25 protein-coding genes are annotated in these 26,984 nt (G+C 62.8%); 21 read left to right on the forward strand and 4 right to left on the reverse strand.

What is annotated here, in order from left to right; all coding sequences use genetic code 11:
- Nucleotides 1-3 precede the first annotated feature (3 nt).
- The 12 genes from K0U62_03455 (at nt 4) to K0U62_03510 (ending at nt 11,435) form a co-directional block, all read left to right on the forward strand.
- The gene (locus tag K0U62_03455) at nt 4-1,947 is read left to right on the forward strand and encodes a hypothetical protein (protein MCH9800576.1); all 1,944 of its coding nucleotides are present in this window, start codon (nt 4-6) and stop codon (nt 1,945-1,947) included.
- Between the two features lie 49 nt (nt 1,948-1,996).
- Nucleotides 1,997-2,542 carry a peptide deformylase gene (def, locus tag K0U62_03460; GenBank protein MCH9800577.1) on the forward strand — a complete coding sequence of 182 codons (546 nt, stop codon included), beginning with the start codon at nt 1,997-1,999 and terminating at the stop codon, nt 2,540-2,542.
- A gap of 4 nt (nt 2,543-2,546) precedes the next feature.
- Complete coding sequence (gene fmt, locus K0U62_03465) at nt 2,547-3,476, forward strand: methionyl-tRNA formyltransferase (GenBank protein ID MCH9800578.1); 930 nt, start codon at nt 2,547-2,549, stop codon at nt 3,474-3,476.
- Nucleotides 3,473-4,867, forward strand: a complete 1,395-nt coding sequence (locus K0U62_03470; GenBank protein MCH9800579.1) for an rRNA cytosine-C5-methyltransferase — start codon at nt 3,473-3,475, stop codon at nt 4,865-4,867. The genes fmt and K0U62_03470 overlap by 4 nt, the downstream gene beginning before the upstream one ends.
- A gap of 149 nt (nt 4,868-5,016) precedes the next feature.
- Entirely contained in the window at nt 5,017-5,682 is a 666-nt protein-coding gene (gene rpe, locus K0U62_03475) for a ribulose-phosphate 3-epimerase (GenBank protein ID MCH9800580.1), read from the forward strand.
- A 118-nt stretch (nt 5,683-5,800) separates the two neighbouring features.
- Entirely contained in the window at nt 5,801-6,808 is a 1,008-nt protein-coding gene (gene ribD, locus K0U62_03480; protein MCH9800581.1) for a bifunctional diaminohydroxyphosphoribosylaminopyrimidine deaminase/5-amino-6-(5-phosphoribosylamino)uracil reductase RibD, read from the forward strand.
- A gap of 2 nt (nt 6,809-6,810) precedes the next feature.
- Nucleotides 6,811-7,422, forward strand: a complete 612-nt coding sequence (locus tag K0U62_03485; GenBank protein MCH9800582.1) for a riboflavin synthase — start codon at nt 6,811-6,813, stop codon at nt 7,420-7,422.
- Between the two features lie 98 nt (nt 7,423-7,520).
- Complete coding sequence (locus K0U62_03490; GenBank protein ID MCH9800583.1) at nt 7,521-8,726, forward strand: bifunctional 3,4-dihydroxy-2-butanone-4-phosphate synthase/GTP cyclohydrolase II; 1,206 nt, start codon at nt 7,521-7,523, stop codon at nt 8,724-8,726.
- Nucleotides 8,726-9,229, forward strand: coding sequence for a 6,7-dimethyl-8-ribityllumazine synthase (ribH, locus tag K0U62_03495; protein ID MCH9800584.1), 504 nt, complete (start codon nt 8,726-8,728; stop codon nt 9,227-9,229). The genes K0U62_03490 and ribH overlap by 1 nt, the downstream gene beginning before the upstream one ends.
- Before the next feature lie 9 nt (nt 9,230-9,238).
- Nucleotides 9,239-9,502 carry a phosphoribosyl-ATP diphosphatase gene (locus tag K0U62_03500; GenBank protein ID MCH9800585.1) on the forward strand — a complete coding sequence of 88 codons (264 nt, stop codon included), beginning with the start codon at nt 9,239-9,241 and terminating at the stop codon, nt 9,500-9,502.
- A 6-nt stretch (nt 9,503-9,508) separates the two neighbouring features.
- Nucleotides 9,509-10,354: an ATP phosphoribosyltransferase gene (gene hisG, locus K0U62_03505; protein MCH9800586.1), complete on the forward strand. Its 846-nt coding sequence runs from the start codon at nt 9,509-9,511 to the stop codon at nt 10,352-10,354.
- A gap of 10 nt (nt 10,355-10,364) precedes the next feature.
- Nucleotides 10,365-11,435: a hypothetical protein gene (locus K0U62_03510; protein MCH9800587.1), complete on the forward strand. Its 1,071-nt coding sequence runs from the start codon at nt 10,365-10,367 to the stop codon at nt 11,433-11,435.
- Nucleotides 11,436-11,483: 48 nt separating this feature from the next.
- Here K0U62_03510 and K0U62_03515 read toward each other — a convergent pair whose 3' ends face one another.
- The gene (locus K0U62_03515) at nt 11,484-13,049 is read right to left on the reverse strand and encodes an alpha/beta hydrolase (GenBank protein ID MCH9800588.1); all 1,566 of its coding nucleotides are present in this window, start codon (nt 13,047-13,049) and stop codon (nt 11,484-11,486) included.
- 98 nt (nt 13,050-13,147) lie between these two features.
- Nucleotides 13,148-14,566, reverse strand: coding sequence for a hypothetical protein (locus K0U62_03520; GenBank protein ID MCH9800589.1), 1,419 nt, complete (start codon nt 14,564-14,566; stop codon nt 13,148-13,150).
- A gap of 189 nt (nt 14,567-14,755) precedes the next feature.
- Between K0U62_03520 and K0U62_03525 the strand changes: the two genes are divergently transcribed.
- Nucleotides 14,756-16,123, forward strand: a complete 1,368-nt coding sequence (locus K0U62_03525; GenBank protein MCH9800590.1) for a beta-glucosidase — start codon at nt 14,756-14,758, stop codon at nt 16,121-16,123.
- A gap of 126 nt (nt 16,124-16,249) precedes the next feature.
- Entirely contained in the window at nt 16,250-17,953 is a 1,704-nt protein-coding gene (locus K0U62_03530; protein ID MCH9800591.1) for a fibronectin type III domain-containing protein, read from the forward strand.
- Nucleotides 17,954-18,027: 74 nt separating this feature from the next.
- Here K0U62_03530 and K0U62_03535 read toward each other — a convergent pair whose 3' ends face one another.
- Nucleotides 18,028-18,996, reverse strand: a complete 969-nt coding sequence (locus tag K0U62_03535) for an NAD(P)-dependent oxidoreductase (GenBank protein ID MCH9800592.1) — start codon at nt 18,994-18,996, stop codon at nt 18,028-18,030.
- Between the two features lie 109 nt (nt 18,997-19,105).
- Between K0U62_03535 and K0U62_03540 the strand changes: the two genes are divergently transcribed.
- The gene (locus K0U62_03540) at nt 19,106-20,611 is read left to right on the forward strand and encodes an acetyl-CoA carboxyl transferase (protein ID MCH9800593.1); all 1,506 of its coding nucleotides are present in this window, start codon (nt 19,106-19,108) and stop codon (nt 20,609-20,611) included.
- Nucleotides 20,612-20,613: 2 nt separating this feature from the next.
- Here K0U62_03540 and K0U62_03545 read toward each other — a convergent pair whose 3' ends face one another.
- Nucleotides 20,614-20,934 carry a DUF1844 domain-containing protein gene (locus K0U62_03545; GenBank protein MCH9800594.1) on the reverse strand — a complete coding sequence of 107 codons (321 nt, stop codon included), beginning with the start codon at nt 20,932-20,934 and terminating at the stop codon, nt 20,614-20,616.
- 225 nt (nt 20,935-21,159) lie between these two features.
- On the opposite strand from K0U62_03545, the gene infC reads away from it, so the two are divergent.
- Genes infC through pheT form a run of 6 tightly spaced genes read left to right on the forward strand, consistent with a single transcriptional unit; the run spans nt 21,160 to nt 26,967 of the window.
- Nucleotides 21,160-21,804: a translation initiation factor IF-3 gene (gene infC / locus K0U62_03550; protein MCH9800595.1), complete on the forward strand. Its 645-nt coding sequence runs from the start codon at nt 21,160-21,162 to the stop codon at nt 21,802-21,804.
- A 45-nt stretch (nt 21,805-21,849) separates the two neighbouring features.
- The gene (rpmI, locus tag K0U62_03555; protein MCH9800596.1) at nt 21,850-22,038 is read left to right on the forward strand and encodes a 50S ribosomal protein L35; all 189 of its coding nucleotides are present in this window, start codon (nt 21,850-21,852) and stop codon (nt 22,036-22,038) included.
- A gap of 60 nt (nt 22,039-22,098) precedes the next feature.
- Nucleotides 22,099-22,464, forward strand: a complete 366-nt coding sequence (gene rplT / locus K0U62_03560) for a 50S ribosomal protein L20 (GenBank protein ID MCH9800597.1) — start codon at nt 22,099-22,101, stop codon at nt 22,462-22,464.
- A gap of 1 nt (nt 22,465) precedes the next feature.
- Nucleotides 22,466-23,293, forward strand: coding sequence for an RNA methyltransferase (locus K0U62_03565; protein ID MCH9800598.1), 828 nt, complete (start codon nt 22,466-22,468; stop codon nt 23,291-23,293).
- A gap of 60 nt (nt 23,294-23,353) precedes the next feature.
- Entirely contained in the window at nt 23,354-24,463 is a 1,110-nt protein-coding gene (pheS, locus tag K0U62_03570) for a phenylalanine--tRNA ligase subunit alpha (protein MCH9800599.1), read from the forward strand.
- The gene (gene pheT, locus K0U62_03575) at nt 24,463-26,967 is read left to right on the forward strand and encodes a phenylalanine--tRNA ligase subunit beta (GenBank protein MCH9800600.1); all 2,505 of its coding nucleotides are present in this window, start codon (nt 24,463-24,465) and stop codon (nt 26,965-26,967) included. The genes pheS and pheT overlap by 1 nt, the downstream gene beginning before the upstream one ends.
- The last annotated feature ends 17 nt before the right edge of the window (nt 26,968-26,984 follow it).

Here is a 26,984-nt window from a genome sequence, read left to right on the forward strand (position 1 = left end):
GCAGTGACCGATCAGATCCCGCTGATCGGCCCGCGGGGCGGCTTGCTGCCCCGCCCCAGTCGTAAGTCCACTGCTGCTGCAGTTGCTGGTCGGGTACAGGTATTGCTGGATTCACCGCTACCGCAATTGGATCGGTTGCTGGACTTCGCCGTACCTTCCAACGCCGTCGATCGAGCCGTAGTGGGTGCCCGGGTCAAAGTCACCGTTGCGGGACAGAAACTGACCGGCTTCATCGTGGCTCAGGGCGGCGATCCCAACTACGACGGTCCGGTTCGACCCCTCGATGCGGTGGTCTCCCCGGTGCCGGTGCTCACCGATGCGGTGCTGCAACTGTGTCAGGCAGTAGCTCAGCACTACGCCGGCAGTGTCAGCGACGTGGTGCGGCTGGCGGTGCCGCCCCGAGCCGCCGCAGTTGAGGTCCAGTGGCAGCAATCGCTGGCGGCCGCTGCGGATACCGTCCAGCAGCCAACTCACCACCAGCATGCGCCATTGATCGGATTGCCCAGCGGCGGTCGGGGTGTGTGGAGTTGTCCCCCTCGCATCGATTGGGTGGAAGCAATCACCCAGGCAGCGACGGCAACTGCTGATAGTGGTCGGGGAGCGTTGCTTGTGCTCCCCGACGCCACGGACATCGCCCAAGTCGAACAGCGACTGCGCGCGACGACCACTCATCCGATAGCGGTGCTGCGCGCTGACGATGGCCCCTCCGTCCGCTATCAAAACTTCCTGGCCGCGCTCGCGGGCACCGCCCGAATCGTTATCGGAACCCGAACGGCTGCCTTTGCCCCGGTAGCCGATCTCGGCTTGGCGATCATCTGGGATGACAGTGATCCGAGTCATGCGGAACCACACGCGCCTTACCCGCACGCCCGGGAGGTATTGGTGCTGCGCAGTCACTTGTCCGGTTGTGGTCTGCTGATTGCCTCCCACTCGCGCAGCTGCGATGCGCAGCGGCTGATCGAGCGTGGTTGGGCGACGGAACTATCGACCAGCCCGCCATCGCTGCGCGACCGACCGCAAGTGTCAGCTACCGAGGATCGGGTCTACTCGCCACTGGATCTCGTTCGCAGATTCCCGCAAGCGGCCGTGGACGTTCTCCGGCGGGGCCTCGCGGTGGGTCCGGTGCTGATCCAGGTGGCGAGAGCTGGATATGTGCCGGTGACAGCCTGCCAAAACTGTCGGCTACCCGCTTCCTGCCCGGAATGTGACGCTGCCGTGGAGTTGGACCGCGGTGGTGCCCGTTGCCGTCGCTGCAACTGGGCGGGTGACTACCGTTGCCCCGACTGTGGTGGCCAGCAACTGCGGGCCGTGCGGGTGGGTGCGGGGCGTACCGCCGAGGAGGTGGCCCGGCTATTCCCGAAAGAATCGGTGGCACTGCGCATGGCTGGGAGCAGCGAAGGCGATTCGTCAGCTGCGATCGTGGTGGCCACCCCGGGTATGGAGCCACCTGTTCCCGGCGGTTTCGCTGCCGCCTACTTCCCCGACGCACAGCAGGATCTGTGGTTTCCCGATGCTCGGGCTGGCGAGAATGCTGTGCGCCGTTGGATCAACGCCGCCGCGCTGGTGCGGCCGGGGGCCCCGGTGATGATCAATGCGGATCCGACCGACTCGGCAGTGCAGGCGCTGATTCGCTGGAATCCGCAGGAGTTTGCTCGCGAGGAGTTGGCGCAACGGCAAGCGGCGGAGCTGCCACCGGTCCGGCGACTCGTGCAGTTGGATGGCGCTGCTGACGCCGTAGCCGATCTCGTGGCCGCCGTGGTAGCCGCTGCTGCCGAGGTGCGAGTGTTGGGTCCGCGGGAGATGGCTTCCGGGGTCAGGACGCTGCTGACCGCACCCAAGGGCAATCAGTTGGTTACGGCGGTGCGGCAGGCGGTGGTAGCCCGCGCAACCAGCTCTCGGTCTGGCCCGCCAGTGCGGGTTCAGGTCGATCCCATGGAACTGGACTGAGTCACGCTCCAGGTAGCCAGTAGGCTGGAGAACACCGCAAGGAGGTCCCGTGCCCGTACAAGAAATCCGGTTGTTTGGCGATCCGGTGCTACGCACCCCGGCGGTTCCGGTGGAGACCTTCGACAAAGAGTTGCGCCGACTGGTCAAGGATCTCACCGACACCATGCAGGAAGCCTCCGGGGCCGGTTTAGCCGCTCCGCAGTTGGGGGTGGGGCTGCGAGTGTTCACCTGGTTCGTGGACAACGAGGTGGGTCACTTGGTGAATCCCTCGCTGGACCTGTCCGAAGACCTGCAAGAGGGCGAGGAAGGATGCCTGTCGATTCCGGGCATCTACGCTGACACCCGCCGCTCGTTCGGCGTGGTGGCCAAGGGCTTCAACATGCATGGTGAGCCGGTCGCCATCGAAGGCACCGAGTTACTGGCCCGCGCCATCCAGCATGAGACCGATCACCTCGACGGCATTCTGTTCATCGATCGACTCGATCCTGAGCAGCGACGGGAAGCCATGAAGTTGATTCGGGAAGCTGACTGGTTCGGTCAAGACAAACCGGTCATCAAGCAAAGCCCGCATCGCATCTCCGGTAAATGGCTGTAGCCCAATGAGACTCGTCTTCGCTGGCACCCCGCAGACAGCGGTTCCGTCGCTACAGCGCATCATTGACTCCAGTCACGAGGTAGCCGCAGTATTGACCCGCCCGGATGCCCGCACTGGACGTGGGAAAAAGTTGTCCAGGTCGCCGATCGCGCTGCTTGCTGATGACGCCAACATCCCGGTACTGCAGCCGTCCACGGTCCGCGACGAAGACTTCCTCGCAGAGTTGGCTGAGCTGCAACCGGACGCGGCTCCGGTGGTTGCCTATGGCGGGTTAATTCCACCGGCGGCGCTGGCAACCCCGACCCACGGCTGGATTAATCTCCACTTCTCGTTGTTGCCTGCCTGGCGGGGAGCGGCCCCGGTGCAGTACGCAATCTGGCACGGGGACGATGTCACCGGAGCCTGCACCTTCCGCTTGGAAGAAGGTCTGGACACCGGTCCCATCTTCGGCACGCTGGTGGAGCCGTTACAGCCGAGTGATACTGCCGGGGAGGTCCTGGAGCGGTTGGCGGAATCGGGTGCTGATCTACTGCTCGCCACCTTAGACGGCATCGAGACTGGACAGTTGGTCGCGCAGTCGCAACCAGCAGAGGGCGTCAGTCTGGCGCCCAAGATCACGGTCGCTGATGCGCGCATTGACTGGACCTTGCCGGCGATGGCCATCGAGCGACAGTTACGAGCACTTGATCCCGCTCCCGTTGCCTGGACCACTTTTCGTGACGACCGGGTGAAGATCTTTACCGCGGAGTTGCTGCGGGAAGCCGATTCGCTGCCCCCCGGTGAACTACAGCCAGCCGGCCGCAACACCTGGCAGATCGGGACCGGTACCCACCCGCTGCAACTGGGCGAGGTGCAAGCTGCTGGCAAGAAACGGATGGCGGCTGCCGATTGGCTACGTGGCATTGCGGATGCGACCGGGGATGCGATGCAATGAGTCGCCGTCCATCCCGGTCGCGTCGGCGGGGCTCCCCGTCTGCTGAAGTAGACCAACCCCGACTGGTCGCCTACTCGCTGCTGCGACAGGTTGCTGACCAGCAGGCCTACGCAAATCTGGCCATGCCGAAGCTACTCAAAGAGCGTTCGCTTGGTGGCACCGATGCGGCTTTCGCTACCGAGTTGGCCTTCGGCACGCTACGACTGCAAGGTCGCTATGACGCGATCATTGCGTTGTGCTCCAGTCGGCCACTGGCGCAGATCGATGAGCGAGTTCTGGATGTGCTGCGATTAGGGGCTCACCAACTGCTGGCCATGCGAGTTCCGGACTACGCTGCTGTCAACTCCAGTGCCGCGATGATTCGTCGAGTGGGTCGCTCCGGTGCGGCCGGCTTTGTCAATGCAGTGCTACGCCGCATCGCAGGTACCGATTTGACCGAGTGGCTGCAGCAGATTCCGCCTGACCCGCAGCAAGACCCCGACGGCCATACCTTTGCCGCCGAGTCTCACCCGCGCTGGATCGGAACCGCCTTGGCTGATTCACTGGCCACGCAACAGGCCCGAGCGGAACTGCCCGAGTTGTTGGCGGCCAACAACCGAGCGGCACCGGTGACGTTGGTGGCTCGACCGGGTCGCATGGATACCGCCGACTTATTAGCCATGGCTGAGGGGGAGCCAGGGCAATGGTCACCATGGGCGGTGCGCAACTCTGGAGATCCGGGTCGGATCGCCACGGTGCGGGACGGTCGCGTGGGGGTACAAGATGAAGGCAGTCAGTTGGTGACGCTGGCGTGGTCCCGAGCCGAAGTGACCGGCACAGATGACCGTTGGCTAGACATGTGCGCCGGCCCGGGCGGCAAAACCGCAATCCTGGCCGGATTGGCGGCCCAAAAGCAGGCAGAGCTAGTGGCGGTGGAGCAGCATTCGCATCGGGCGGAGTTGGTTCGGCAGGCGCTGCCACCAGACTCCGAAGCGGAAGTACTGGTTGCCGATAGTCGCGAGCTGACCGCCGGTGCTGGTTTCAGTCGGATTCTGCTCGATGCCCCTTGCACCGGGATCGGCGCGGTGCGCCGCCGCCCGGAACTGCGTTGGCGGCGAACTGCGGCGGACCTGCCTGGGCTGCGGCAATTGCAAACGGAGTTACTGAATCACGCGGTCGCGCTGCTCCGGCCGGGTGGCGTAATCGGCTACATCACCTGCTCACCCCACCTCGCTGAAACTGATGACATCATTGCCGCAGCGTTGACCCAGCATGATGAATTGCGGCAACTCCCGGCAGCCGAGTTACTCCCTGAGGTACCGGATGCAACAGCTGGGTATGCGGTGCGGTTGTGGCCACATCGGCATGACACCGACGGGATGTATCTGGCTGTCCTGCAGCGCCGCGGTTGACCCCGAGTTTCTGGCGATCATGCGCCCACGGCTCCCAGCGGCCAAGTGGCCAAGGGATTGGGTGGCTCAGTGGCGAAGTGCGGCGACAAGAACCGCGCCAACGACTGACAAGACCTGCGATCTGCAACTCATCGCTATAGCCTGCCCTCGTGGGCATGCAGATATCGCCAAGCATCTTGGCCAGTGACTTCGCCGTACTAGCTGACGAGTGCCGCCGGGTCTCCTCGGCGGACTGGCTGCACGTAGACGTGATGGACAACCACTTCGTGCCCAATCTGACACTGGGATTGCCGGTGGTGGATTCACTGCTGCAACATGTCATCCAACCGATTGACTGCCACCTCATGATCGAAGACCCCGATCGGTGGGCGCCCGCCTATGCCGAGGCTGGCGCCAAGTCGGTCACTTTCCATGCCGAGGCGGCGCGTGCACCTATTCGCCTCGCTCGAGAGTTGCGCGCCCAAGGCGCTCGAGCCGGGATGGGACTCAAGCCGGCGACCCCGGTAGAACCGTTCGCTGACTTGTTACCGGAGATTGACATGTTGTTGATCATGACGGTGGAACCAGGATTTGGTGGGCAAAAGTTCCTCGACGTGGTGGTGCCAAAAATCCGCAAGGCGCGGGATCTCATCGCCGGCAGCGACGTGGATGTGTGGCTGCAAGTAGACGGTGGCGTCTCCGCAGACACGATCGGCATCTGTGCCGAAGCTGGTGCAGACGTGTTCGTGGCTGGTTCTGCCGTGTTCGACACGGACGATCCCGATGAAACTGTTCGAAAGCTGCGCGCCATGGCTACGGAAGCCTACTCAGATTGACTTGTGCAGCGCCGACAACGCGCCGCCGCAGGTAAGACCGCCCGAGCGCAACTAATGCCGGAATTGGTGTCTCGGGGCTACCTGACGCGACAATGACGGTGTGGAGATTTCTGAAGCCATGCAGCGGGCCCTCGATCTGGCCCGGCAGTCGCCCGATCCGCGACCCAACCCGCGGGTTGGTTGCGTAATCCTGTCGGCTGCTGGCGAACCGTTGGGGGAAGGCTGGCACGACGGCCCCGGAGCGCCGCATGCGGAGATCGTGGCCTTGCGGGCTGCTGGGGCTGCTGCCCATGGGGCTACGGCGGTGGTAACGCTGGAACCCTGCAACCACACCGGTCGGACTGGACCCTGTAGTCAGGCGCTCATCGATGCTGGCGTGGCTCGGGTGATGTTTGCGCAAGCCGACCCCAACCCGGAAGCGGCGGGTGGTGCTGCAGCCCTGCGGGCTGCCGGGATTCAGGCGGAAGGCGGGTTGGCGTCAGAATCCGCCCGGGCGGTCAACCCGACTTGGACCTTCGCCATGACCCACCAGCGGCCGCATGTGCGGTGGAAGACCGCTGCCACGCTGGATGGCCGCGTAGCCGCAGTAGATGGCAGCAGTCGGTGGATAACCGGTCCCGCCGCCCGCGCGGATGTCCACCAACTGCGGGCACAGGTAGACGCAGTGATGGTGGGAAACGGCACGCTGTTTGCTGATGATCCGGAACTTACGGTGCGACTAGCCGACCCGGCTGAGTCGGTGCCGCAGCCACTTCGCGTGGTGGTGGGGCAGCGAGCGGTACCGGCTGCTGCCAAGGCGCGGATGGCCGAACCGATGTCCAACTTTGTTCATATTCCCAACCGGCAGCCTGGCTACGCGCTCGCCGAACTGTTCCGTCGGGGCGCCCACAGTGTGTTGCTGGAAGGTGGTCCTACCTTGGCGCGGGCGTTCCTGCGAGCAGGACTAATTGACGCCATCACGTGGTACACCGCGCCCGCCTTGTTGGGTGCAGGACGTGAAGTAGTGCCATCGTTGGGGATCGCGACCATCGACGCGGCATTGCGGTTCACCGTTACCGACGTCCGGCAAGTAGGGGAAGATGTTCGCATCGACATGGAGCCGGGAACTGACCCGGAAAGGGGCTGATCGTGTTCACCGGAATCGTGCGCGAAGTGGGTCGGATATCCCGCCTGCAACCGTTGGAAACTGGCCAGGTGCGGTTGACCGTGGCTGCGGAGCAGGTACTGGATGGCGCCCAACTGGGCGACTCCGTTGCTGTGAATGGTGTCTGTCTCACCGTGGCTGAACAGCAGTCAGATGGATTTACTGCCGATGTGATGGCTGAAACATTGCGGCGTTCGACACTAGGGGGTCTAGCGTCTGGCTCCGCGGTGAACCTGGAGCCCGCGGCTACTCCTGCTACCGCTCTCGGTGGTCATATCGTGCAGGGCCACGTGGACGGGACCGGATCGGTGTTGCAACGGGAACCTAGCGGTGACTTTGACGAAATCACCATCGGATTGTCACCAGACTTGGCCCGCTACACCGTGGAGAAGGGCTCGATCGCGGTGGAAGGCGTTTCGCTGACCGTGGCTGCAATAGGAGATGATGAGCGTGGCTCGTGGTTTCGGGTCGCGCTGATTCCCGCTACCTTGCAACACACCACCCTCGGCGGACTATCAGTCGGGGATGACGTCAACTTGGAGGTCGATGTGCTCGCCAAGTACGTGGAGCGGTTGCTGCCAGGGGCGGACTCATGATCCCTGCCGATCGACTGTTCGCGGAATCTGATGACGACGAGCCGGACACTATCCAGCCCAGTGCCGCAGCACCTGCGGCTGATTCCGATGCCGATGTCGTGCTGGATCCCGTGAGCGAGGCGGTGGCCGCCATCGGCCGAGGTGAAGCCGTTGTGGTCGTGGATGATGCCGACCGCGAGAACGAAGGCGACTTGATCTTCGCCGCAAGTCGGGCCACCCCGGATCTCACTGCCTTCATGATCCGATACACCTCCGGCGTGGTGTGCGTACCGATGCCAGCGGATCAACTAGATCGGCTGGAGTTGCCGCCGATGACTGTGGTGAACGAAGACGCCAAGCAGACCGCGTACGCCGTGTCGGTAGATGCTCGTGACGGAGTGACCACCGGTATTTCCGCCGCAGACCGGGCGCACACCATCAAGGTTTTGGCGGATTCCGCCACCGAGTCGTGGGAACTGACTCGACCCGGACATGTCTTTCCGTTGCGGGCGGTCCCTGGCGGTGTGCTGCGGCGGGCGGGACACACCGAAGCGGCCGTGGATCTTGCTCGCCTAGCTCGCCTGACTGCGGCGGGTGCTATTGCCGAATTGGTCAATGAGGACGGTTCGATGATGCGAGCCCCGCAATGTCGGGAGTTCGCCAACGAGCACGGGTTGCCGATGATCTCCATCGCGGACTTGATCGCCTACATCCGCACAACGGAAACCCAGGTGGAACGAGTAGTCGAAACCCAGTTGCCGACCGAGTTCGGCGACTTCCGAGCCGTTGGCTATCGCTCTACGATCGACGGCCAGGACCACATTGCGCTGGTTGCTGGTGACGTTGGTGACGGTCAGGATCTGCTGGTGCGAGTGCATTCCGAATGTTTGACCGGTGATGCGCTGGGCTCGGTGCGCTGCGATTGTGGGCCGCAGTTACACACCGCCCTTAAGGCGGTGGCGGATGAGGGGCGCGGCATTGTGTTGTATTTGCGCGGCCACGAGGGGCGCGGCATCGGCCTGCTCCAAAAACTGCACGCCTATCGGTTGCAGGACGGCGGTCGCGACACTGTGGACGCCAATCTCGACTTGGGGCTACCCGCGGACGCCCGCGAGTACGGCACCGGTGCCCAGATCCTGGCAGACCTCGGTGTGCGCACCGTGCGATTGCTCACCAATAACCCCGCCAAGCGGGCTGGTTTAGAGGGCTACGGTATTTCCATCGTGGAACGGATCCCGCTGGTAGTGGGTCATAACGAGTACAACCAGGGCTACCTGCGCACCAAGCAGCAGCGCATGGGTCACGAGATTGCGCAGGAGTGGTGATGAGTGGAGCAGGGGCGGCCGGTCGGGACGTCGAAGCAACTGGAATGCGAATCGCGGTGGTGGCGGCGTCCTGGCATGACGAGGTGATGTCCGGGATGTTGGCTGGTGCCCAGCGGCAAGCGAAGCAAGCCGGTGCCACGGTGGAGGTTTTTCGGGTTCCCGGTTCATTCGAACTGCCCGTCGCCGCGCAACGAGCAGCGCAAGCAGACTTCGACGCGGTGGTTGCCCTAGGCGTGATTATTCGCGGCGGTACCCCGCATTTTGACTATGTGTGCAACGCCGCTACCGAGGGGCTTTCCCAAGTGGCGCTCAATAGCGGCGTGCCGGTGGGCTTCGGATTATTGACCTGCGACACGATTGAGCAGGCCCTAGACCGGGCCGGGCTGCCGAGCAGCACCGAGGACAAAGGTGGCGAGGCGGTAGCCGCGGCATTGGCCACAGCAATCACCCTGCAGGACATCGGCAGCGCAAAACGGCCTTATTCTGGTTTCACACCGTCTTAGGGAGCTGTCGTGAAAACTGTTGAGGTACTGTTTGCCGAGATTCAGCAGCGCGCCCAAGAGCGGCCCGCGGAATCCCGCACTGTGGAACTCCTGGATGCAGGGGTACACGAGATCGGTAAGAAGATCGTGGAAGAGGCGGCCGAGGTCTGGATGGCGGCCGAATACGAGGGTCCACAGCGCACCGCAGAGGAGATTTCTCAGTTGATCTATCACTTGGAAGTGTTAATGGTTGCCCAGGGTGTGTCATTGTCCGACGTCTACGAATGTCTGTGAGGCGGGATGCTGAAAGTTGCGCTGCCCAATAAGGGTCAGTTGTCCGAACCAGCTAAGGCGATGCTCGCTGAGGCTGGCTATCGTGGCAGTCGAAATCCGCGAGATCTGGTGATCACCGACCGCGAAAACGGCGTGGAGTTCTTCCTACTGCGACCGCGAGACATCGCCACCTACGTCGGTTCCGGGATTTTGGACCTTGGAATTACCGGTCGGGACATGCTGGCCGACTCGGGGGCTGAGGCCGACGAGGTACTGCAGCTGGGTTTTGCCCCGTCTACGTTTCGGCTGGCAGCGCCGGCGGGAACGGTGGCTGATGTTGCGGGTATGGCCGGACGAAGAATCGCCACCTCCTACCCCGAACTATTGCAGGCCTACCTGACTGCAGTCGGCCTCACCGCTGAGGTGGTGTCACTAGATGGCGCGGTGGAGAACGCCGTGCGGTTGGGAGTGGCGGATGCGGTAGCGGATGTGGTCGATACCGGAACTACCTTGCGGCAGGCTGGCTTGGAGTTGGTGGGTGAGCCCGTGCTGATCAGTGAGGCGGTGCTGATTCGCCGTGCGGATGCTCCCGCCGACGCCGAGGTAGACACCTTCATACGTCGCCTGCAGGGGGTGTTAACTGCTCGTAACTACGTCTTGGTGGACTACGACATCCCGCTGCAGCACGTGGAGAAAGCCTGCGAACTCACCCCGGGCTTGGAATCGCCCACGGTATCGCCACTGCATGAAGAGGGCTGGGCGGCAGTCCGAGCGGTAGTGCCGAAGAATCAGGCCCATCGGATCATGGACCAACTGGTGGAACTAGGCGGGCGTGGCATCTTGGTGACTGCCATTTCCGCTTGCCGACTGTAGAGGACGATCGATGGCGCAGCGCACAACAACTAAGACCTCCCGTGGTCGTGCGGGTAAGCCTGCGTCGAAGTCGACAGGCAAGAAAGCGAGCAAGCGGAAAGGCGCCCGCTCTGCGAAATCCGCTGCCAAGTCTTCGGCCGCTGCCTCCGGGCAGGGTCAGGAGGAAAAACCAGCCAAGGCGGCTCGCTCGGATTCCGCAACTGCCCGGCAGTCCCAGTCAACCAATCAGCCTCAGCAGCCCGAACCGATCTCGCCGGCCCCGAACAGCGGTGCGAACTCGAACCGGGAATGGCCGGGTCCGCAGTTACGGCGCAGTATTGGCGTTGCGCTGCTCGGACTTGCCGGCGCCGGTCGATTCACCACCGGTCAGGAGCAAGTCGTACCGGGACCAGGTGGTGAGTTGCCCGCCGAACCAGTGATGGACGTGGCCTTAGGCGCCGTGGACGTTGGGTTGGAAGCCGCTGAGCGGGTGGCAAACTCGCTTCGTCGTCGGCTCAACCCGATCCTGACTGCGGCCTTGGCGCCGGCAGCCGCACCTGCCGCTGGACTTTCCGGTGTGGGTATGGAGCTGCTGCAGCGGGTGACTGAACCGCTGGCGGAGCGTGGTCGTCGGCTGCGGGCCGATTCCGAACACGAAGCGGCGGCTGCCGTCGCTGGCGTATTGCCGGAGACCATCGAACTGGTGATGGAACAGATTGACCTCACCCAGGTAGCCATCGACAACGTGGACATCCGTCGAGTCTTGGAAGCTACAGTCGCTCAGATGGACATGACGCAGTTCGCCATTGATGCCATGGACTTGCCGCGGGTAGTTGGCGCTAGCCTCGACGCGGTCGATCTCACCGAGATTGCCATCGATCGAATTGACTTCTCCCGCACCGTGCCGGAGGTGCTTGATCAGGTGGACGTGTTCGGTATCGCCCGCGATCAAGTCGACCCAGCCCGGTTGGCGGCGTTTATCAGAGACAACGTCGACCTCACCGAATCGATCAAGATCGACCCGACCGCGGTGGCAGGCGATGCGGTGCGTGGCGTAACTAAACGCGCGCGTCGGATTGTCGGCGCGGGGAATGACGACTAAGGCGAGCGGAAGTCACCCGTCTTTTCGCTGCCCTCGCGGGCACGGGGGCTATTGCACCGGAAACGGGTACTCGCAGTTGATGTTCTGCTTTGGCAACTTCTGCTTGATCAGATAGCGATTGACTGGCTTGTTGATACACGATGTCGGGGCCGGGAACAGCACGTGGAACGACGTATCCACCGAGATCAGCCGACTACCGGGAAACCAAGAACGGGTTTGCTTCGCCCCAGTGAACGGGGTCGCAATGTCGTACTTGCCGGACAGCAAAAGCGGGGGCGTCTTGCTGCGGACTTTGCTGTCGAAGGCGGGCAACGGATCCACCGGTGCTGGCAGTCCGCGACACATGGAGCCGAACTGGGATCCGTTGGTACCACCAGTCTGCCCAGCCGGCGAGGTCGTATCGTTGTCTGCCACCCCGGCAGCGATCTGAGAAACCGATGGCCGCCCCCGCAAATCAACACAGTTGATCAATCGGGTGAGCATGTCATTGGGCGGTCCGGTACGCCCAGCCTTGGCGAACGCTCGACTGATGGCAGCGTCGCTAGCAGCAACAACCCGGTCCTCGCAGCCAGGCAGTCCGAGTGCGGAAACCAGACCGCAGACAGTGGACGCGAGGTCCTGGGCGCCTTGCGGGCCGCGCATGGCCATCAGCGTGACATTCCACAACTCGGCGCGGGTCACGATGTCGCCTGTGGCCAAGGTAATCACGTTGGTTGCCAGTAGATCGTTCAGTGCCAGGTATCCGGTGTAGACACTTGCGGGCAGATTGCGTTGCAAGTAGCGGAATCCTTGTCTGCCGGCGCGCCCGTTGTCTACCGCGTAATCCGGGACGGTCAGATTTGGCTGGGTAACACCGTCCAACATGACCGCTCGCACGCTATCGGGATAGCGCTGCGCATAGACCTTGCCAATGGTGGTGCCATAGCTGCCGCCGAGGTAGGTGAGTTTCTTGTCGCCGACTGCTGCTCGGAGTGCATCCAGATCTTGCACCACGTTGTTGGTGCCGATGTACTCCACCCAGTCCAGGCTGTTGTTATAGCAGTAGGCAGCCGCTGGCCCGAAGATGTTATTCACCGATGCCACCATCTGTCGCCAGGTGAAGGGTCCAGTGGCAGGTAGCGGATCAGCACCACCGACTTGGCCAGCGCAGTTGTTGAGCACCGGCTCAGAGTTGGGGACGCCGCGGGGATCCCAGGTGGCGATATGAAAGTGCTCACGAAGTCGATTGCTTTGTGCCACGACACCGATGTAGCCCACTCCGCCAAAGCCGGGGCCGCCCGGATTGATGAAGAGAGTGCCTTTGACTTTGCTGCGCTTGCCATCGGATTTCAGCCGGTAGACCTTGAGCCGGTAGGTGTCCCCGTTGGGTTCATCCCAGTCCCGCGGCACGGTGTAGCGGGCGCACTCGAGTCCTTCCAGCGCTTTCGCAGAGCAGGCCCGCCACTTGATGCGCTTGACCTGCTGCTTGCTCGGCTTGCTATCGGCAGTCAGCGTCGCCGCAGTTGGACCGAGCCGCACTCGCTCACCGCTATCGCTCGGTTCGGCTGCGGCCGCTGGTGCTGTCAGGCTGAGAACAACCGCGGCAGCGACGATCAGGACGATTTTGCGAGGCATGGACTCTCCTTTAACCATCAACACCCTAGCGGTCACGTAACCCCAACATGCGGGGTATCAGTCGCCAGAAGTGGTGCAGCGCTCACCCTTAGGACTCGTCACAGTTGGGGAGTGCAGCGTCCTTGGCCAAGGAGAGCCAAACCGGCCGAATCTCCCGAGCCCAATGACGCACCGCCGCCTACGGCTGCATTCATCACTTGCTGTGAGTCCGATACATGGGCCAGTCCGAGTACGTGGCCGAGCTCGTGCAGCAGGGTCTCGGCGTGCAGTGCCTGCCGATCTGGTTCGGCGAAGTAGTCGGCGTTCATCGTGACCTGTCCGGTCACCAGGCTGCGTGACTTGCGCTTGCCTGCTTCGTGGTTGCTAGCCAGCCCAATAATCGGCTGTTGCCGATCGTGAAAAGCTGGCACCGAAGTGGCCTCGGCCCAGGAGATCAAGATGGGTGCCCACCGCGGTCCGTAGCGTTCCGGTTGCACCGGTGCCCGTCGACCGCGATGTGTTTCCGATGTCTCATCGGCAAGTGTCAGTGCCAATCCAGTTGCTGCGCGCAAGGTGGCGACGACTTCCGCCACTAACTCATACGAGCCGGAAGGAGCATGGGCGAGATTGACGACAACGTTTAGTTGTCGACAGGGCGAAAAAGCGATGGGTCGGCCTTGTCGCTGAGCCAGGAATTTATAGGGACCTGCGCTCGTGGGAGGCTGCACCGTTGGCAGAATCCTGCTGGCCCGAGCATCAATTCCTGGGGTGGCTATGGCGACGCGTTGCGGGTTGCGGACCGATCGTGGCACTCGAATCGAGGCGCTTCGGATCGGACCCATACCGACGGAGTTTGCCCACCGCAACTGAACAGTTAGGCGTTGGCCGCCGGCGCGGGCGACTAGTTCGCGGTACGACGACAGCTGGATCGAAACCGTGGCCATGTTCCGGTCTACCAGGGGGACTTTTCGCCAGTTCGTCCAATCAGTAACCGGTCGTCCCGTCTTGGTAACTGCAGACCGCCAGCGAATACTGCTCACGGTGGTGTGAGTGGTAACAGGCACCGGAATCGGCAGCTGAACCTTGCCGCCGGCAGTAGCCGCAGATTTCAGGCTTCGCTGCGTGTAGCGCTTCGCCGTTTTCAGGCCGGTGACCGACCCCGGTGCCGTAACTGCTGGTGCTGCGGTAGGGGGAGAGGCTGGGGTGTTGTCACCTTTGCCAGGACTGCCAGGCGGCTCACTCTTGCCGTTGCCGTTGCCGTTGCCGTTGCCGTTGCCGTTGCCGTTGCCGTTGCCGTTACCGCCGCCGTTCTGACCGGGCTGCGGCCGATCATCCTTCTCGGCCTTGTCGGGTTTGCCGACACCATGGCCCGGCGGCACCCGATCAGGAGAGCTCGGCCGGTGGTTGGTCTCCGGATGATGATGGCCGCGGTTATCGGCGTGGGTAGTTGTGGCTTGTGCGGCGTATCCGGGAGAGAGCATGAGCGCGATAGCGGCGAAGAAGAGGAGAGCCCGCCGAACGCTGCGCAACTGCATCATCGTTCTTCCTCCCGAGCACACCGAGTTCAACCGAATCGCCATTTTCGGGATGCTCGTCTAACCGCCGCTCTTTCACATGTATGTCGCATTTCAAGCCGGTCGGACAAGCCAGCAAACCCGAAATTGAGGAAATCTTGAGGTAACTCATTGATTCCCGCTTCCGGAGCTCTCGCCTGCCAGGATGAACGTATGGACCCCGACCGCAGTCAGTTCGGTGACGACTTCGTCTGGGGGGTGGCCACCGCGGCCTACCAGATCGAGGGATCACCGACCGCTGACGGCAAGGGCGCCAGCATCTGGGATACGTTTTGCTCCCAGCCCGGTCGGATTGTGGATGGTTCCTCGGGGGCTCGAGCCTGCGATTCCTACCGGCGCTACGCCGAAGACGCAGCGTTGGTGGCCGAACTGGGCTTCGATGCCTACCGGCTGTCGCTTTCCTGGCCGCGAATCCAACCGGACGGCCGCAGCGTCAATCGCGCCGGGATCGACCACTACCGTCGCGTGGTCGACTCCTGTCTGGAACGTGGCGTGCAGCCGTGGGTGACGCTCTACCACTGGGACCTGCCGCAAGCGCTGGACGATCGCGGTGGCTGGACCGATCGCGACATCGTCGGCCGATTTGCCGACTACGCGGGTGTAGTAGGGGAGGTGCTGGGAGATGTGGTGAGCAACTGGATGTTGCTCAATGAGCCGATGAGCTTTACCAGCCTGGGATATCTGGTCGGTGAGCATGCTCCTGGTCGGCGGGGGCTGTTGGGCTATCTCGCGGCAGTGCACCACACCAACCTGGCGACTGCTGCTGGCGCGCAGTCGCTGCGGGCCGCAGATCCCGACGGGATCGTGGGGACTACGCACTACCTCACCGCACCGCAGGGCGTGGGGCCAGGAAAGTGGGCGGCAGCGCGGGCGGAGCGATCCGCGCATGCGGTGATTAACCGGCAGTTCTTGGAGCCTGGTCTGGGGATGGGCTACCCGACGAAGGATGCACCGATCCTGCGACTAATGAACCGGTACATGCGACCTGGTGACCTTGATCGGTGTCGAGTTGACCTCGATTTCCTCGGCGTCCAGTACTACTCGCGGCTGCGGTCGCAGTTCCTGCCGGTTCCGGGTTTGTGGACCATTCCCTCGGTGGATCCGGTTGACCCGACCGCGCCCACCACCAGCATGGGTTGGCAAATCATGCCGGAAGGTTTGGGAATGGTGCTGGACATGGTGCAGGCATACGGTCAATTCCCCCGCATCATCATTACCGAAGGCGGGGCTTCCTTCGCCGACGAGGTGCGCGACGGTCGGGTAGCCGATCGGCGGCGCATCGACTACTACCGAGCCCACCTAGCCGAAGTGCGTGCAGCTCAGCAACGAGGCATTCCGGTGCAGGGCTACTTCTGCTGGTCGTTGCTGGACAACTTCGAGTGGGCGGAAGGAACACGCCCCCGGTTCGGTCTCGTCCATGTCGACTACAGCAGTCAGCAGCGCACTATCAAAGAGTCCGGTCACTGGTTCGCCCGATGTCTGGCGGATACCGCTATCCAGGGTGAGCGATCCTCCACCTAGGGCCACCGGAAGCAGCGGTAGTTGAGAGATGGTGGCAGTTCCTTGGTGCAAAAAGCCGTGTCAGCCGGTAAACGGTGAAGCCACTGGTATCTTTATGACACGCGGCGTTTCTTGAGGTGAATAAACATGATTTCGGTGCGGTTGCTAGCAGCATTGGCTGCTTTGCCACTCACAATTGGATTGGTTGTGCCAACTGTTGGCGCGGCGGCCGTCCCTACCAATGCACCAGCAGCTAATGAAGATGGTGCCGCGAGAGCAGCTAAGCCCAAAGTGAGCCTGAAAGGGCCCAAGAGCAAGCCCAAAATCGGTGACAAGGTCTCGGTAAAGGGTAAGGTTTCTGGCGTCGGCTCGGCCAAGGCCACGGTGAAGATTGAACGCAAGAAAAAGAAGAAGTCGCAGTGGGTCAAAGTAACCAAAACAAAAACGACCTCGGACGGCACCTACAAGAAGCGTCTCAAGCTCCCTGAGAAATCGAAGATCACCTTGCGGGCCAAATTGGTCAAGCCGAAAAGTGCCAAGGGAACGAAAAGCAAGAAACTAGTCGTCAAGTTTGCTCGCCCGAGCGCGCCCACGTCTCCTAGCCAAGTGGCTGCAGTAGCGCTCGATGCTTCGGCTCGAGTTTCGTGGTCTCCGCCCGCCGATCAAGACGGTTCCGCTGTCACTGGCTACACCGTCGTGGCTGCTCCGGGCGGCCAACAGTTCTGGACGCAGAAGTCCTTTATCACTATTAGTGGGTTGAGGAATGGCACGGAGTACACGTTTTTCGTGTTGGCAGATTCGGCTGAGGGCAGTAGCCCACCGAGCGTCGAGAGCAACCCAGTCGTTCCCTTCGATCCCGAACAATGCCTGATCAATGGCCAGATTCGTTCAGGGGGTAACCCGGTGCGGCAGGCCGTAGCGGCGGCATCTGATGGAAGCACGCTGAACTTTGCCGGCAACTGTATAGATCACCGGGTCGTGGTCACCAACTCGCTGACTTTCACTGGGATGCCGACCGGCGACAAGCGTTCGCACGTCATTGATGCTGCTCTCAAGGGTCGAGTGATTGAGGTTCGACGCGGTGGAGACCTGACGTTGGATGGTGAACTGAAGATTACGGGCGGACAGGCGCAAGACGCGGAGACGCGAGAAGCGGACGCGGCAAGTATCGCCTGCGACAGCTGGGGCGGTGGTATCTGTACGGAGGGCGACCTGACTCTCACCGGGGATGTCGTCATCGCGAACAACGTCGCCTATGACACCGGCGGAGTGCAGGTCGTTGACTTTGGCAGCCTCAAGATGATGGGGAATGCCGCAGTGCGCCGCAACTCTAGTTCTGGCGTGGCCGGGGGAGTTGACCTGTATCGGAACAGCGAAGATGCGGCTGCGGCGAAACAAGCCGGGCGTCCCATCTTTGAGATGCAAGGTAATGCCAGCATCCACGACAACGTCACGGCGCTGTCTGGCGATGGCGGCGGCGTCTACATCGAAGACGGGACGATGGTCATGAACGGTGGGTCCATTTCGGGAAATTTCGCCGGCTACGGCGGTGGCATCAGTGTCGAGTCCGAGGCTGAGTTCACCATGAACTCTGGCACGATCAGTGGAAACGTTGCTGGTGAGGGTGGTGGCGTCTTTCTCGGGAGACCCGGCGATGGCCCGACGATCGCGAAGCTGCGCGGCGGCCTCATCACCGGTAACTCGGCGATCGCATTCGATGAGCGTCGCACAGGTTCGGGCGGCGGGATTTACCAGTCCGACGGTGCATCTCTGGACCTCTCGGGCACTAGCGTGTCAGGCAATACGGCCGAGGCTGAAGGGAACGAGATTTACCGACAGGCTCCTGGGTAAGGTGTCGCGCCGCGGCAGTGGCCCAAGTCGCTACTTCTTGACGGTGGATACCCGCGCTGGGTCGTGGCCCGAAATCAGCGCAGGCCCTCGTTGTCCAACCAAGCGTCGACTCGGCGTATCCCTTCGTCCAAATCGATGATGGGGTCGTAGCCGAGCATCGACTGGGCCTTGCCGATCGAGTAGGTGCCGCGCCGCAACAACATCCCCAGGCTGGCATCTCCCAACTCGCTATCCCTGCCTAAGCCGCGGGTGATGGAGCCGATCGAACGAGCCAGCAGTCGAGCGACCGGGGTGGGCACTGTGCGTACCGTGCCATTGACCAGATCGGCGAGTCGGCGGAAGTAGTCCAGACAGGTCACCCCCACCCCATCGGAGATGGTGAAGATCTGCCCACGCGACTCGGGTTGCGCAAGCGTCAGTTCGATTCCGGACACGAGATTGTCGACATAGGTGGGGGAGAAGATGCCGCGACCGCCCTCGGGCAGGATCGCCTGCTTCTTCTTGATCAGTTCAATCGGGATGACGACCCACGGTCGAGATCCGGGGCCGTAAACATCGCCCGGGCGGATGATCGTACAGTCGATAACGCCGGCGGCGTGGGCTGCCAACACGTGCGCCTCCCCGTTGACCTTGCTATCGGCATAGGGATGTCCGGTCATCCGCGCCGGGTAGTCCTCGGTAACCCCGTCGGGGAAATCTTCACCGAAGGCGGCGATCGATGACAGGTGAACGAAGTGTCCGACTCCGGCATCAGCCGCAGCCCGCATCACCCGATCGGTGCCCAGCACGTTGACGGTCCAGGTCTGCGTCAGTGATGCCACGTTCGAGACCGTTGCCGCAGTGTGGATCACTGCATCGGCGCCGATGAGAGCGTCCCGCCACTGTTCCGGTGCCAGCGTTGAGCCTTGCCGAATACCGCGCTCGGGGTCGGGAATGAGATCGATGCCGCGCACTTCCACCCCGGCGGCAGTCAGTGAATCCTGCAGGTGCCGGGCGATGAAGCCACCGGCGCCGGTGATCACCACAGTCTCGGGCCTGGTCATGTCGTCACTGTAATGCTGCTCGGTCCCGGGTATGGCCGATTCTGGCGGCAGCAGAAGTTGTCGGCGGCTAGCGGTGCCTCTGGCTAGCAGGTCTGCCTAGAGTGAGGGTATGGACAGACTTCCCGTCGGCGAGGTGTTGGAGCAAGTTCTCGACCCGGGTTCTTGGCGCCCGTGGGATCCGCCAGCTGCTGAAGGCAAGACTGATCCGGCTTATGCCGAGGAACTGCGGGAAGCCGCGGCAAAGGCGAGATCGGATGAAGCCATTCTGACTGGGTCCGGCCGCGTCATGGATATCCCGGTTGCGGTCATGGCGGCGGACTTCGACTTTCTGGCTGGTTCGGTGGGTCGGGTGGCAGCCGCTCGGATCGCCAGTGCGACCGATCGGGCCACAGCCCTGGGACTGCCGTTGCTGGCGTTGCCGACCTCTGGCGGGACTCGCATGCAGGAGGGTACGCCGGCCTTCCTGCTGATGGCGGGTATCGCGGCTGCCGTGCGTCGTCACATGGACGCTGGACTGCCCTATTTGGTGTATCTGCGTCATCCCACGACTGGCGGGGTACTGGCCACCTGGGGCAGTTTGGGCGATCTGACCTTCGCACAACCGGGGGCGCTCATCGGCTTCTTAGGGCCGCGGGTCTACCAGGGGCTTTACGGTGAACCGTTTCCCGATGGCGTGCAAACGGCTGAGGGACTGACTGCCGCCGGAGTTATCGACGGAGTAGCTGATCCGGAGCAGTGGCGAGACCATGTGGTGGATCTGTTGCGAGCCTGCCGGGCCCGCCCCGCTGACACGGTGGAGTCATTCAGTTGGGAACCGGCCGGTTCCGGTGGCGGGGACTCCGCACGCGGCCGTCCCTCGCGCGTCTCACAACCGGCGGACGGTTGGAGTGCAGTTGTCGCCACACGACAGGTGCAACGTCCAGGTGTGGCTGAGTTCATCGGGGAAATCACCGGCTTCGTGCCATTGGTCGGTACCCAGACCGGTGAGACCGCTGCTGCAACCATTGCCGGAATCGGCCGACTGCAAGAACTGGGGATCGTCGTCGTTGGCTTCGATCGAGCTGCGCAGGCTGACGGGCGGCTCGTCGGGCCAGCAGACTTGCGAGTGGCCCGCCGGGCGATGTCGTTGGCGCAGCGTTGGCAGTTGCCACTGATCACTGTCGTGGATACCCAAGGTGGGGAACTGAGCGCAGCCGCTGAGCGAGGGGCGTTGGCGGGTGAAATTGCTCGGTGTCTGGCCGATCTGTCGGCGCTGCGCACCCCAGTGCTGTCGGTATTGCTAGGAGGCGGTGGCGGTGGTGCAGCGCTGGCACTGGTACCCGGTGACTATGTGTTGGCTGCTGCCGATGCCTGGATTACCCCGCTGCCGCCAGAGGGCGCCTCCTTGATCCGACATCGCACCACCGATCTCGCTGATGAGATGGCTAATAGCCAACGGATCACTGCTGCTGACTTGCGCCGGGTCGGAGCGGTGGATCGCATCGTGTCGCCGCCGCAGGACGACGTGGCTGCCTTCGTGGATGAGGTGGCGGCAGCCTTGGCAGGGTTGGTGTCGCAGCCGTTGGACTTAGGTGCCCGGGCTGCCAAGTGGTCTGCCGGCGACCACTGGCGATAGTCCTATTCGCCGGGGCCTTCACCCGGCGGATCCGGGTATTCCTGTGCTTCGCGGAACGCCCGCTGTAGCGTGCTTAGCCCGTCCCGCAGCGGTGCGGCGTGGTGATGGCCCAACTGCGGTGCGGCTGCCTTGATCAGGCCAGCCAGCGCTTCAATAAGAATCCGAGCTTCGGCGAGATCTCGCTGCTCAGTGGTCCCCTCGTAGAGTCCCAACTTGACCGCGGCCGCGGTCATCAGGTCAGCTGCATGCGCCCCCAGGATTTCCACCGCCGACAATTCCATCAAGTCGCGGGTAGCGGTTGCAGACAACGGCTCAGCGTCCATCTTTCGACGGTACCCGCTAACGGGCTTGCCGTGGGGTGGGGGTTGTCCCTTACACTAAGGCCATCCCGGCGGACCTAGATGTCTGCGGGTGTGCAAGCGGACTCACGTCCCACCGCGCAGCTCCGGCTAGCGTGGTCGCGCCACTTAGTGGCGTCGTCGTGCTGCTGTACATCCGCGGCTCAGAATCGCAGCGGATGACCGAAGTACGACGACCAAGGAGGCGCCATCAGCGTCGAACTACGCATCAACGATCGAATCCGGGTACCGGAGGTCCGTCTGGTCGGACCGAATGGTGAGCAGGTCGGCATCGTCCACATCGAAGACGCCCTGCGACTCGCTCGAGAAGCCGATCTGGATCTGGTGGAAGTGGCTGCCAACAGCCGCCCACCGGTGTGCAAGTTGATGGATTACGGCAAGTACAAGTACGAAGCCGCCCAAAAAGACCGGGCAGCGCGCCGCAATCAGACGCAGACCGTGATCAAAGAGATGAAGCTCCGTCCCAAGATCGACCCCCACGACTACGAGACCAAAAAAGGCCACATCGTCCGGTTCCTCAACCAAGGCGACAAGGTCAAGGTCACGATCATGTTCCGGGGTCGAGAGCAGTCCCGCCCCGAGCTTGGGTTCCGACTGCTGGAGAAACTCTCGGAAGACATCGAAGACATTGGCTTTGTGGAGTACGCCCCGAAACAAGAGGGCCGCAACATGATCATGGTCATTTCCCCGGTGAAGAAGAAATCCGAGGTCAAGGGAACTAGGTCGCAGCAACGTCGGGACCGCGAACGTCGCGATGAGGAGCGAGCCCAGCGTGAACAGGACGGGCAGAGCGAAACTTCAGATGCCACCGACAACACCGAGCCAACCGAATAGCGAGCACCCGCTCGCTGTCACCCACAGGAGGAAACTGTGCCGAAGATGAAGACCCATAGCGGGACCAAGAAGCGAGTCAAGATGACTGGCAAGGGCAAACTGCGTCGGCAGCGGGCCAATCGCCGCCATCTGCTGGAACATAAAGCCAGCAAACGAACTCGGCGACTCGACCAGGACGCTGACATTTCCAAGGCCGACACCAAGCAGGTCAAGCGACTGCTCGGCAAGCGCTGACGTCCAGCCCAACCGCCGCCAACTGCGGCACCACAAACATCAACTACAAGGAGGAACAGCATGGCCAGGGTCAAGCGGGCGGTGAACGCCCACAAGAAGCGCCGGGAAACTCTCGAGCAGGCAAGTGGCTACCGGGGGCAGCGGTCTCGGCTTTACCGCAAGGCAAAAGAGCAGGTCACTCACTCGCTCACCTACGCCTACGATCACCGCAAGGCACGCAAAGGCGACTTTCGTCGGCTATGGATTCAGCGGATCAACGCCGCTGCTCGTGCCAACGGCATGACCTACAACCGGTTCATTCAGGGCCTGAAACTGGCCGGAGTTGAGGTTGATCGCCGCATGCTCGCCGAGCTCGCTGTCAACGATCCCGACGCATTCGCCGCTTTGGTGGAGCAGTCCCGCGCTGCCCTGCCCGCGGCATCCTGACATCGGTACCCAAGCAAACGGGAACCAGCCGCAGGGCCCCACTTCGGTCAAATCTGATCGGGTGCGGGCCCTGCGGCGGCTCTCGCAACGATCTTTTCGTCAGCAGGTCAAGAAGTTTCTCGCCGAAGGCCCGCAGGCGGTTCGCGAGGCAGTTCGACATCGACCCGATGTCGTGGTGGAGATCTACCTAGCTGAAGATGCCGCGGACGCTTCTCGAGCAATCGCCAACGAGGCGCGAACTGCGGGGTTGCCGGTCATCGAAGTGCCGGAAGCTGTGTTGTTGGCTCTGACCGAAACTGTGCACCCGCAAGGTATTGCCGCGGTGTGTTCATATCTCGACAGTGAACCCACTGAGCTGCTGGCGAAAGCGAAACTCGTCGTCCTCCTCGACCGGGTGCGCGACCCTGGTAACGCCGGAACCATCCTGCGAACCGCAGATGCCGCTGGTGCTGATGCGGTGTTGTTGTCCAGCGAATCCGTGGACCTCTACAACGGCAAGTGCGTCCGTTCCTCGGCAGGTTCGTTGTTCCACGTCCCGGTTGCTACCGGGGTAGCGGCTGCAGCGACTCTTGCCAGTGCTCGGACCCATGACTTGCAGGTGTTGGCTGCCGATGTCGCCGGGGAACTGTCGTTGCCGGAGGCTGATGACGTGTTGGCGGGTCCGACGTTGTGGGTATTCGGTAATGAGGCACACGGACTCGCTGCTGAACTGGCGACAGCGGTGGATCACCGGGTGTCGATTCCGATCGTGGGTGCGGCAGAGTCACTGAACTTGTCCGCCGCCGCAGCGGTCTGTCTTTACGCCAGCGCGTTTGCTCGTTCCTCTTGACGTCCGACTCTCGGGAACGGGCGATTCGGGTGGCCGCGGCTTCTTCTCTACACTTATCGGGTGTCCGCTCCCAACAAACAGTTCGACCCGGTAGCCGCCGAGGCGCTTTCGGAGGAGTCGGTGACCGCTGCTGTCACCGCCGCCGAGCAGGCCTTTGCCGCCGCTAGCGACCTCGACCAGTTGAAAAGTGCCCGCATCGAGCATGCCGGTGATCGCTCGGCGTTGGCGCTAGCCAACCGTGAGATCGGCGCGTTGCCGCCGTCGGCGAAAGCTGAAGCTGGTAAGCGCGTTGGCCAGGCGCGGGCGCGGGTGAAGCAGGCGCTGGCGCAGCGGCAGCAAGTCTTGGAAGCAGAACGTGATGAGCGAGTGCTGGTGGAAGAGGCTGTCGATATCACCAAGTTCTACGATCGCGACCCCGCGGGTGCCCGCCATCCGCTGAGCACTATCCAGGAGCGGATGGCTGACATCTTCGTTGCCATGGGTTATGACGTCGTGGATGGTCCGGAGGTGGAGTCCGAGTGGCATAACTTCGATGCCCTCAACCTCGGTCCTGACCACCCTGCTCGGTCAATGCAAGATACCTTTTTCGTGGAATCCCCGGACTCTGGCGTGGTGCTGCGTACGCACACCTCGCCGGTACAAATCCGCACGATGTTGCAGCAGCCACCGCCGATCTACATGGTTGCACCGGGTCGGGTGTTCCGCACCGACGAGTTGGATGCCACCCACACTCCGGTGTTCAGCCAGATCGAAGGTCTGGCTATCGACCGGGACATCAACATGGCCCACTTGAAGGGGACCCTTGACCATTTCGCTGCCGCCCTGTTTGGCGAAGGCATAGTCACCCGGCTGCGTCCCTCCTATTTCCCGTTCACCGAGCCGAGTGCGGAACTGGACTTGGAATGCTTTGCCTGCCGTGGCGATTCCGTCGGTAATCCGGATCGGCCTTGCCGCACCTGCAGCAGTGAAGGTTGGATCGAATGGGGCGGCTGCGGCATGGTCAACCCGCGAGTTTTGCGTGCCTGCGGTATCGACCCGGAGATCTACCGCGGATTCGCATTCGGTATGGGCCTGGAACGCACGCTGATGTTCCGCCACGGCATCACCGACATGCGTGACATGGTCGAAGGCGATGTTCGATTCACCCGTCCGTTCGGCTTGGAGGTCTGATGCGCGTCCCGCTGTCATGGCTGCGTGAGTTCGCGCCCGTCCCAGAGTCAGAGTCCGGTCGAGACGTTGCCGCCAGACTCATCCAGGCTGGGCTGGAAGTGGAAACCGTTGACACCGTCGGTGGCGAGGTTACCGGCCCGTTAGTCATCGGCCGAGTGCTCACGGTGGAAGAACTCACCGAATTCAAGAAACCGATCCGGTTTTGCACGGTCGCGGTGGGGGAGGACCACGGTCATCCCGATACCCCCGGTGAGCGAGGCATCATCTGCGGTGCCGCAAACTTCGCCGCCCGTGACCTAGTGGTTATTGCGCTACCCGGATCGGTGCTGCCCGGTGGCTTCGAAATCGGTTCGCGCAAGACCTACGGCCGCATCTCGGATGGGATGATCTGCAGCGAACAAGAACTCGGTTTGGGTGAGGATCACGACGGCATCATGGTGCTACCACCTGACGCCGGCGTTCCTGGTGATCCGGCCGGGCCGGTGCTGGGCTTGGGCGAAGAGGTGCTCGACATTGCCGTCACCCCTGACCGGGGGTACGCGTTGAGCATCCGCGGCGTGGCTCGCGAAGCTGCCACCAGTTACGGCGTGTCCTTCACTGATCCGGGGAATGAGCTCGCCGAACTACCGGTGCCCGCGGATGACCATGAACCACATCCGTGTGCGATTGAGGATCTAGCGGCCTGCGATCTGTTCACGCTACGCACGATCGTCGGATTCGGTCCAGCAGCACCCACCCCGATCTGGATGCGGCGACGGCTCACCGCCTGCGGCATGCGCTCCCTCGGGTTGGCTGTCGACATCACCAACTACGTGATGCTGGAAACCGGACAGCCGCTGCACGCCTTCGATGTGGACCAGTTGCGCGGTCCGGTGCGGGCCCGGCTCGCCCAGGATGGTGAATCGTTGGAAACGCTGGATCACGTCGAACGGAAACTATCGGCGGATGACTTGGTCATCGCCGATGACCGCGGTGCCATCGGGCTCGCGGGCACCATGGGTGGAACTGAGACCGAGATCAGCAATGCATCAACGGCTATCGCGCTGGAGGCCGCGCACTTTGCGGATCGTCGGGTCGCCCGGATGTCCCGGCGACACAAACTCAGCAGTGAAGCCTCCCGCCGTTTCGAACGAGGTGTCGATCGGGAGTTGGCGCCCTACGCATCAGCGCGAGCGGCCGCCCTACTGTTGGAGTTGGGTGGCGGCGAGTACTGGGGGATGACCGGTACTGAAGCGCCGCAACAGCCCACGCACATCACCATCCCTGCCGATCTACCGGCTCAGGTCGGTGGCTTGACGGTACCGGTGGACACGACTGTGGCGCACTTGCGTGAGGTTGGCTGTGAAGTGATCCCCGAGGGCTACCAACTCCAGGTCACCCCACCGAGTTGGCGACCTGACCTGACCGATCCCTACGACTTGGTGGAGGAAGTCCTGCGGCTGGTGGGATACGACGAGATCCCCTCGGTATTGCCTGCAGTGCCTGCGCAACATGGTCTGCCGCATGCTCGCCGGATTCGCCGGCGGGTGGGCGTGGCCCTGGCCGGTCGGGGTTTCGTGGAAACCCCCGCCTACCCGTTCCTCGGGGCGACCGACCTCGACGACCTGGGCATCCCAGCAGACGACGAGCGGCGGCGACTGGTGCGCCTGGCCAACCCGCTTAGTGATGAGCAGCCGTTTCTGCGCACCACACTGCTGCCGGACCTGATAGCTACCGCGCGACGTAACCTCTCCCGTGGGGCAGAGGATCTGGCGCTGTTCGAACAGGGTGTGGTGTTCTTTTCCCGTGGTGCCCAGGACGGGCCCACCCCACGCCCTGACGTTGCCGATCGGCCAACCGACGCGGAACTCGCCGAACTTGATGCGCTGCTGCCCGAGCAGCCGCGCCACGTGGCAGTGGTCTTGGCCGGCAACCGGGAACCGGCGGGTTGGTGGGGACCGGCGCGATCGGCAACCTGGGCTGATGCCGTCAGTGCGGCTCGGGTCGTTGCCGATGCGGTCGGCGTTGATCTGGATGTCGCTGCCGCCGGCCCAGCGCCGTTCCACCCCGGGCGTTGTGCGGCGCTGTCAGTTGCCGGTGAGGTAGTGGGCCACGCCGGTGAGTTGCACCCCAAGATGGTCGAACAGTTGGGGTTGCCGCCGCGCACTGCCGCCATGGAAATTGATTTGGATGCACTGATTGCTGCTGCCCGTGACATCGTCCCCGCCCCTGACATCGGCACCATGCCGGTGGCAAAGGAAGACATCGCTCTCATCGTGGCGGGTGACATTCCGGCGGCTGATGTTGCGGAAACGCTAGTCGCCGGTGGCGGCGACCTCGTCGAATCGGTGCGGCTCTTTGATGAGTACGCCGGTGAGCAGGTGGGGGAGGGCAACAAGTCCTTGGCCTTCGCGCTGCGATTCCGCGCACCGGATCGCACACTGACCGCAGAGGAAGTCGCCGAGGTGCGGGAGGCGGCTGTGGCAGCGGCTGTCGAACAGCACCAAGCCGTTCTGCGCAGCTAGTGATGGGCTCACCAGCG

Source organism: Actinomycetes bacterium (genome assembly GCA_022599915.1).
In the GTDB taxonomy this organism is placed as follows: domain Bacteria; phylum Actinomycetota; class Actinomycetes; order S36-B12.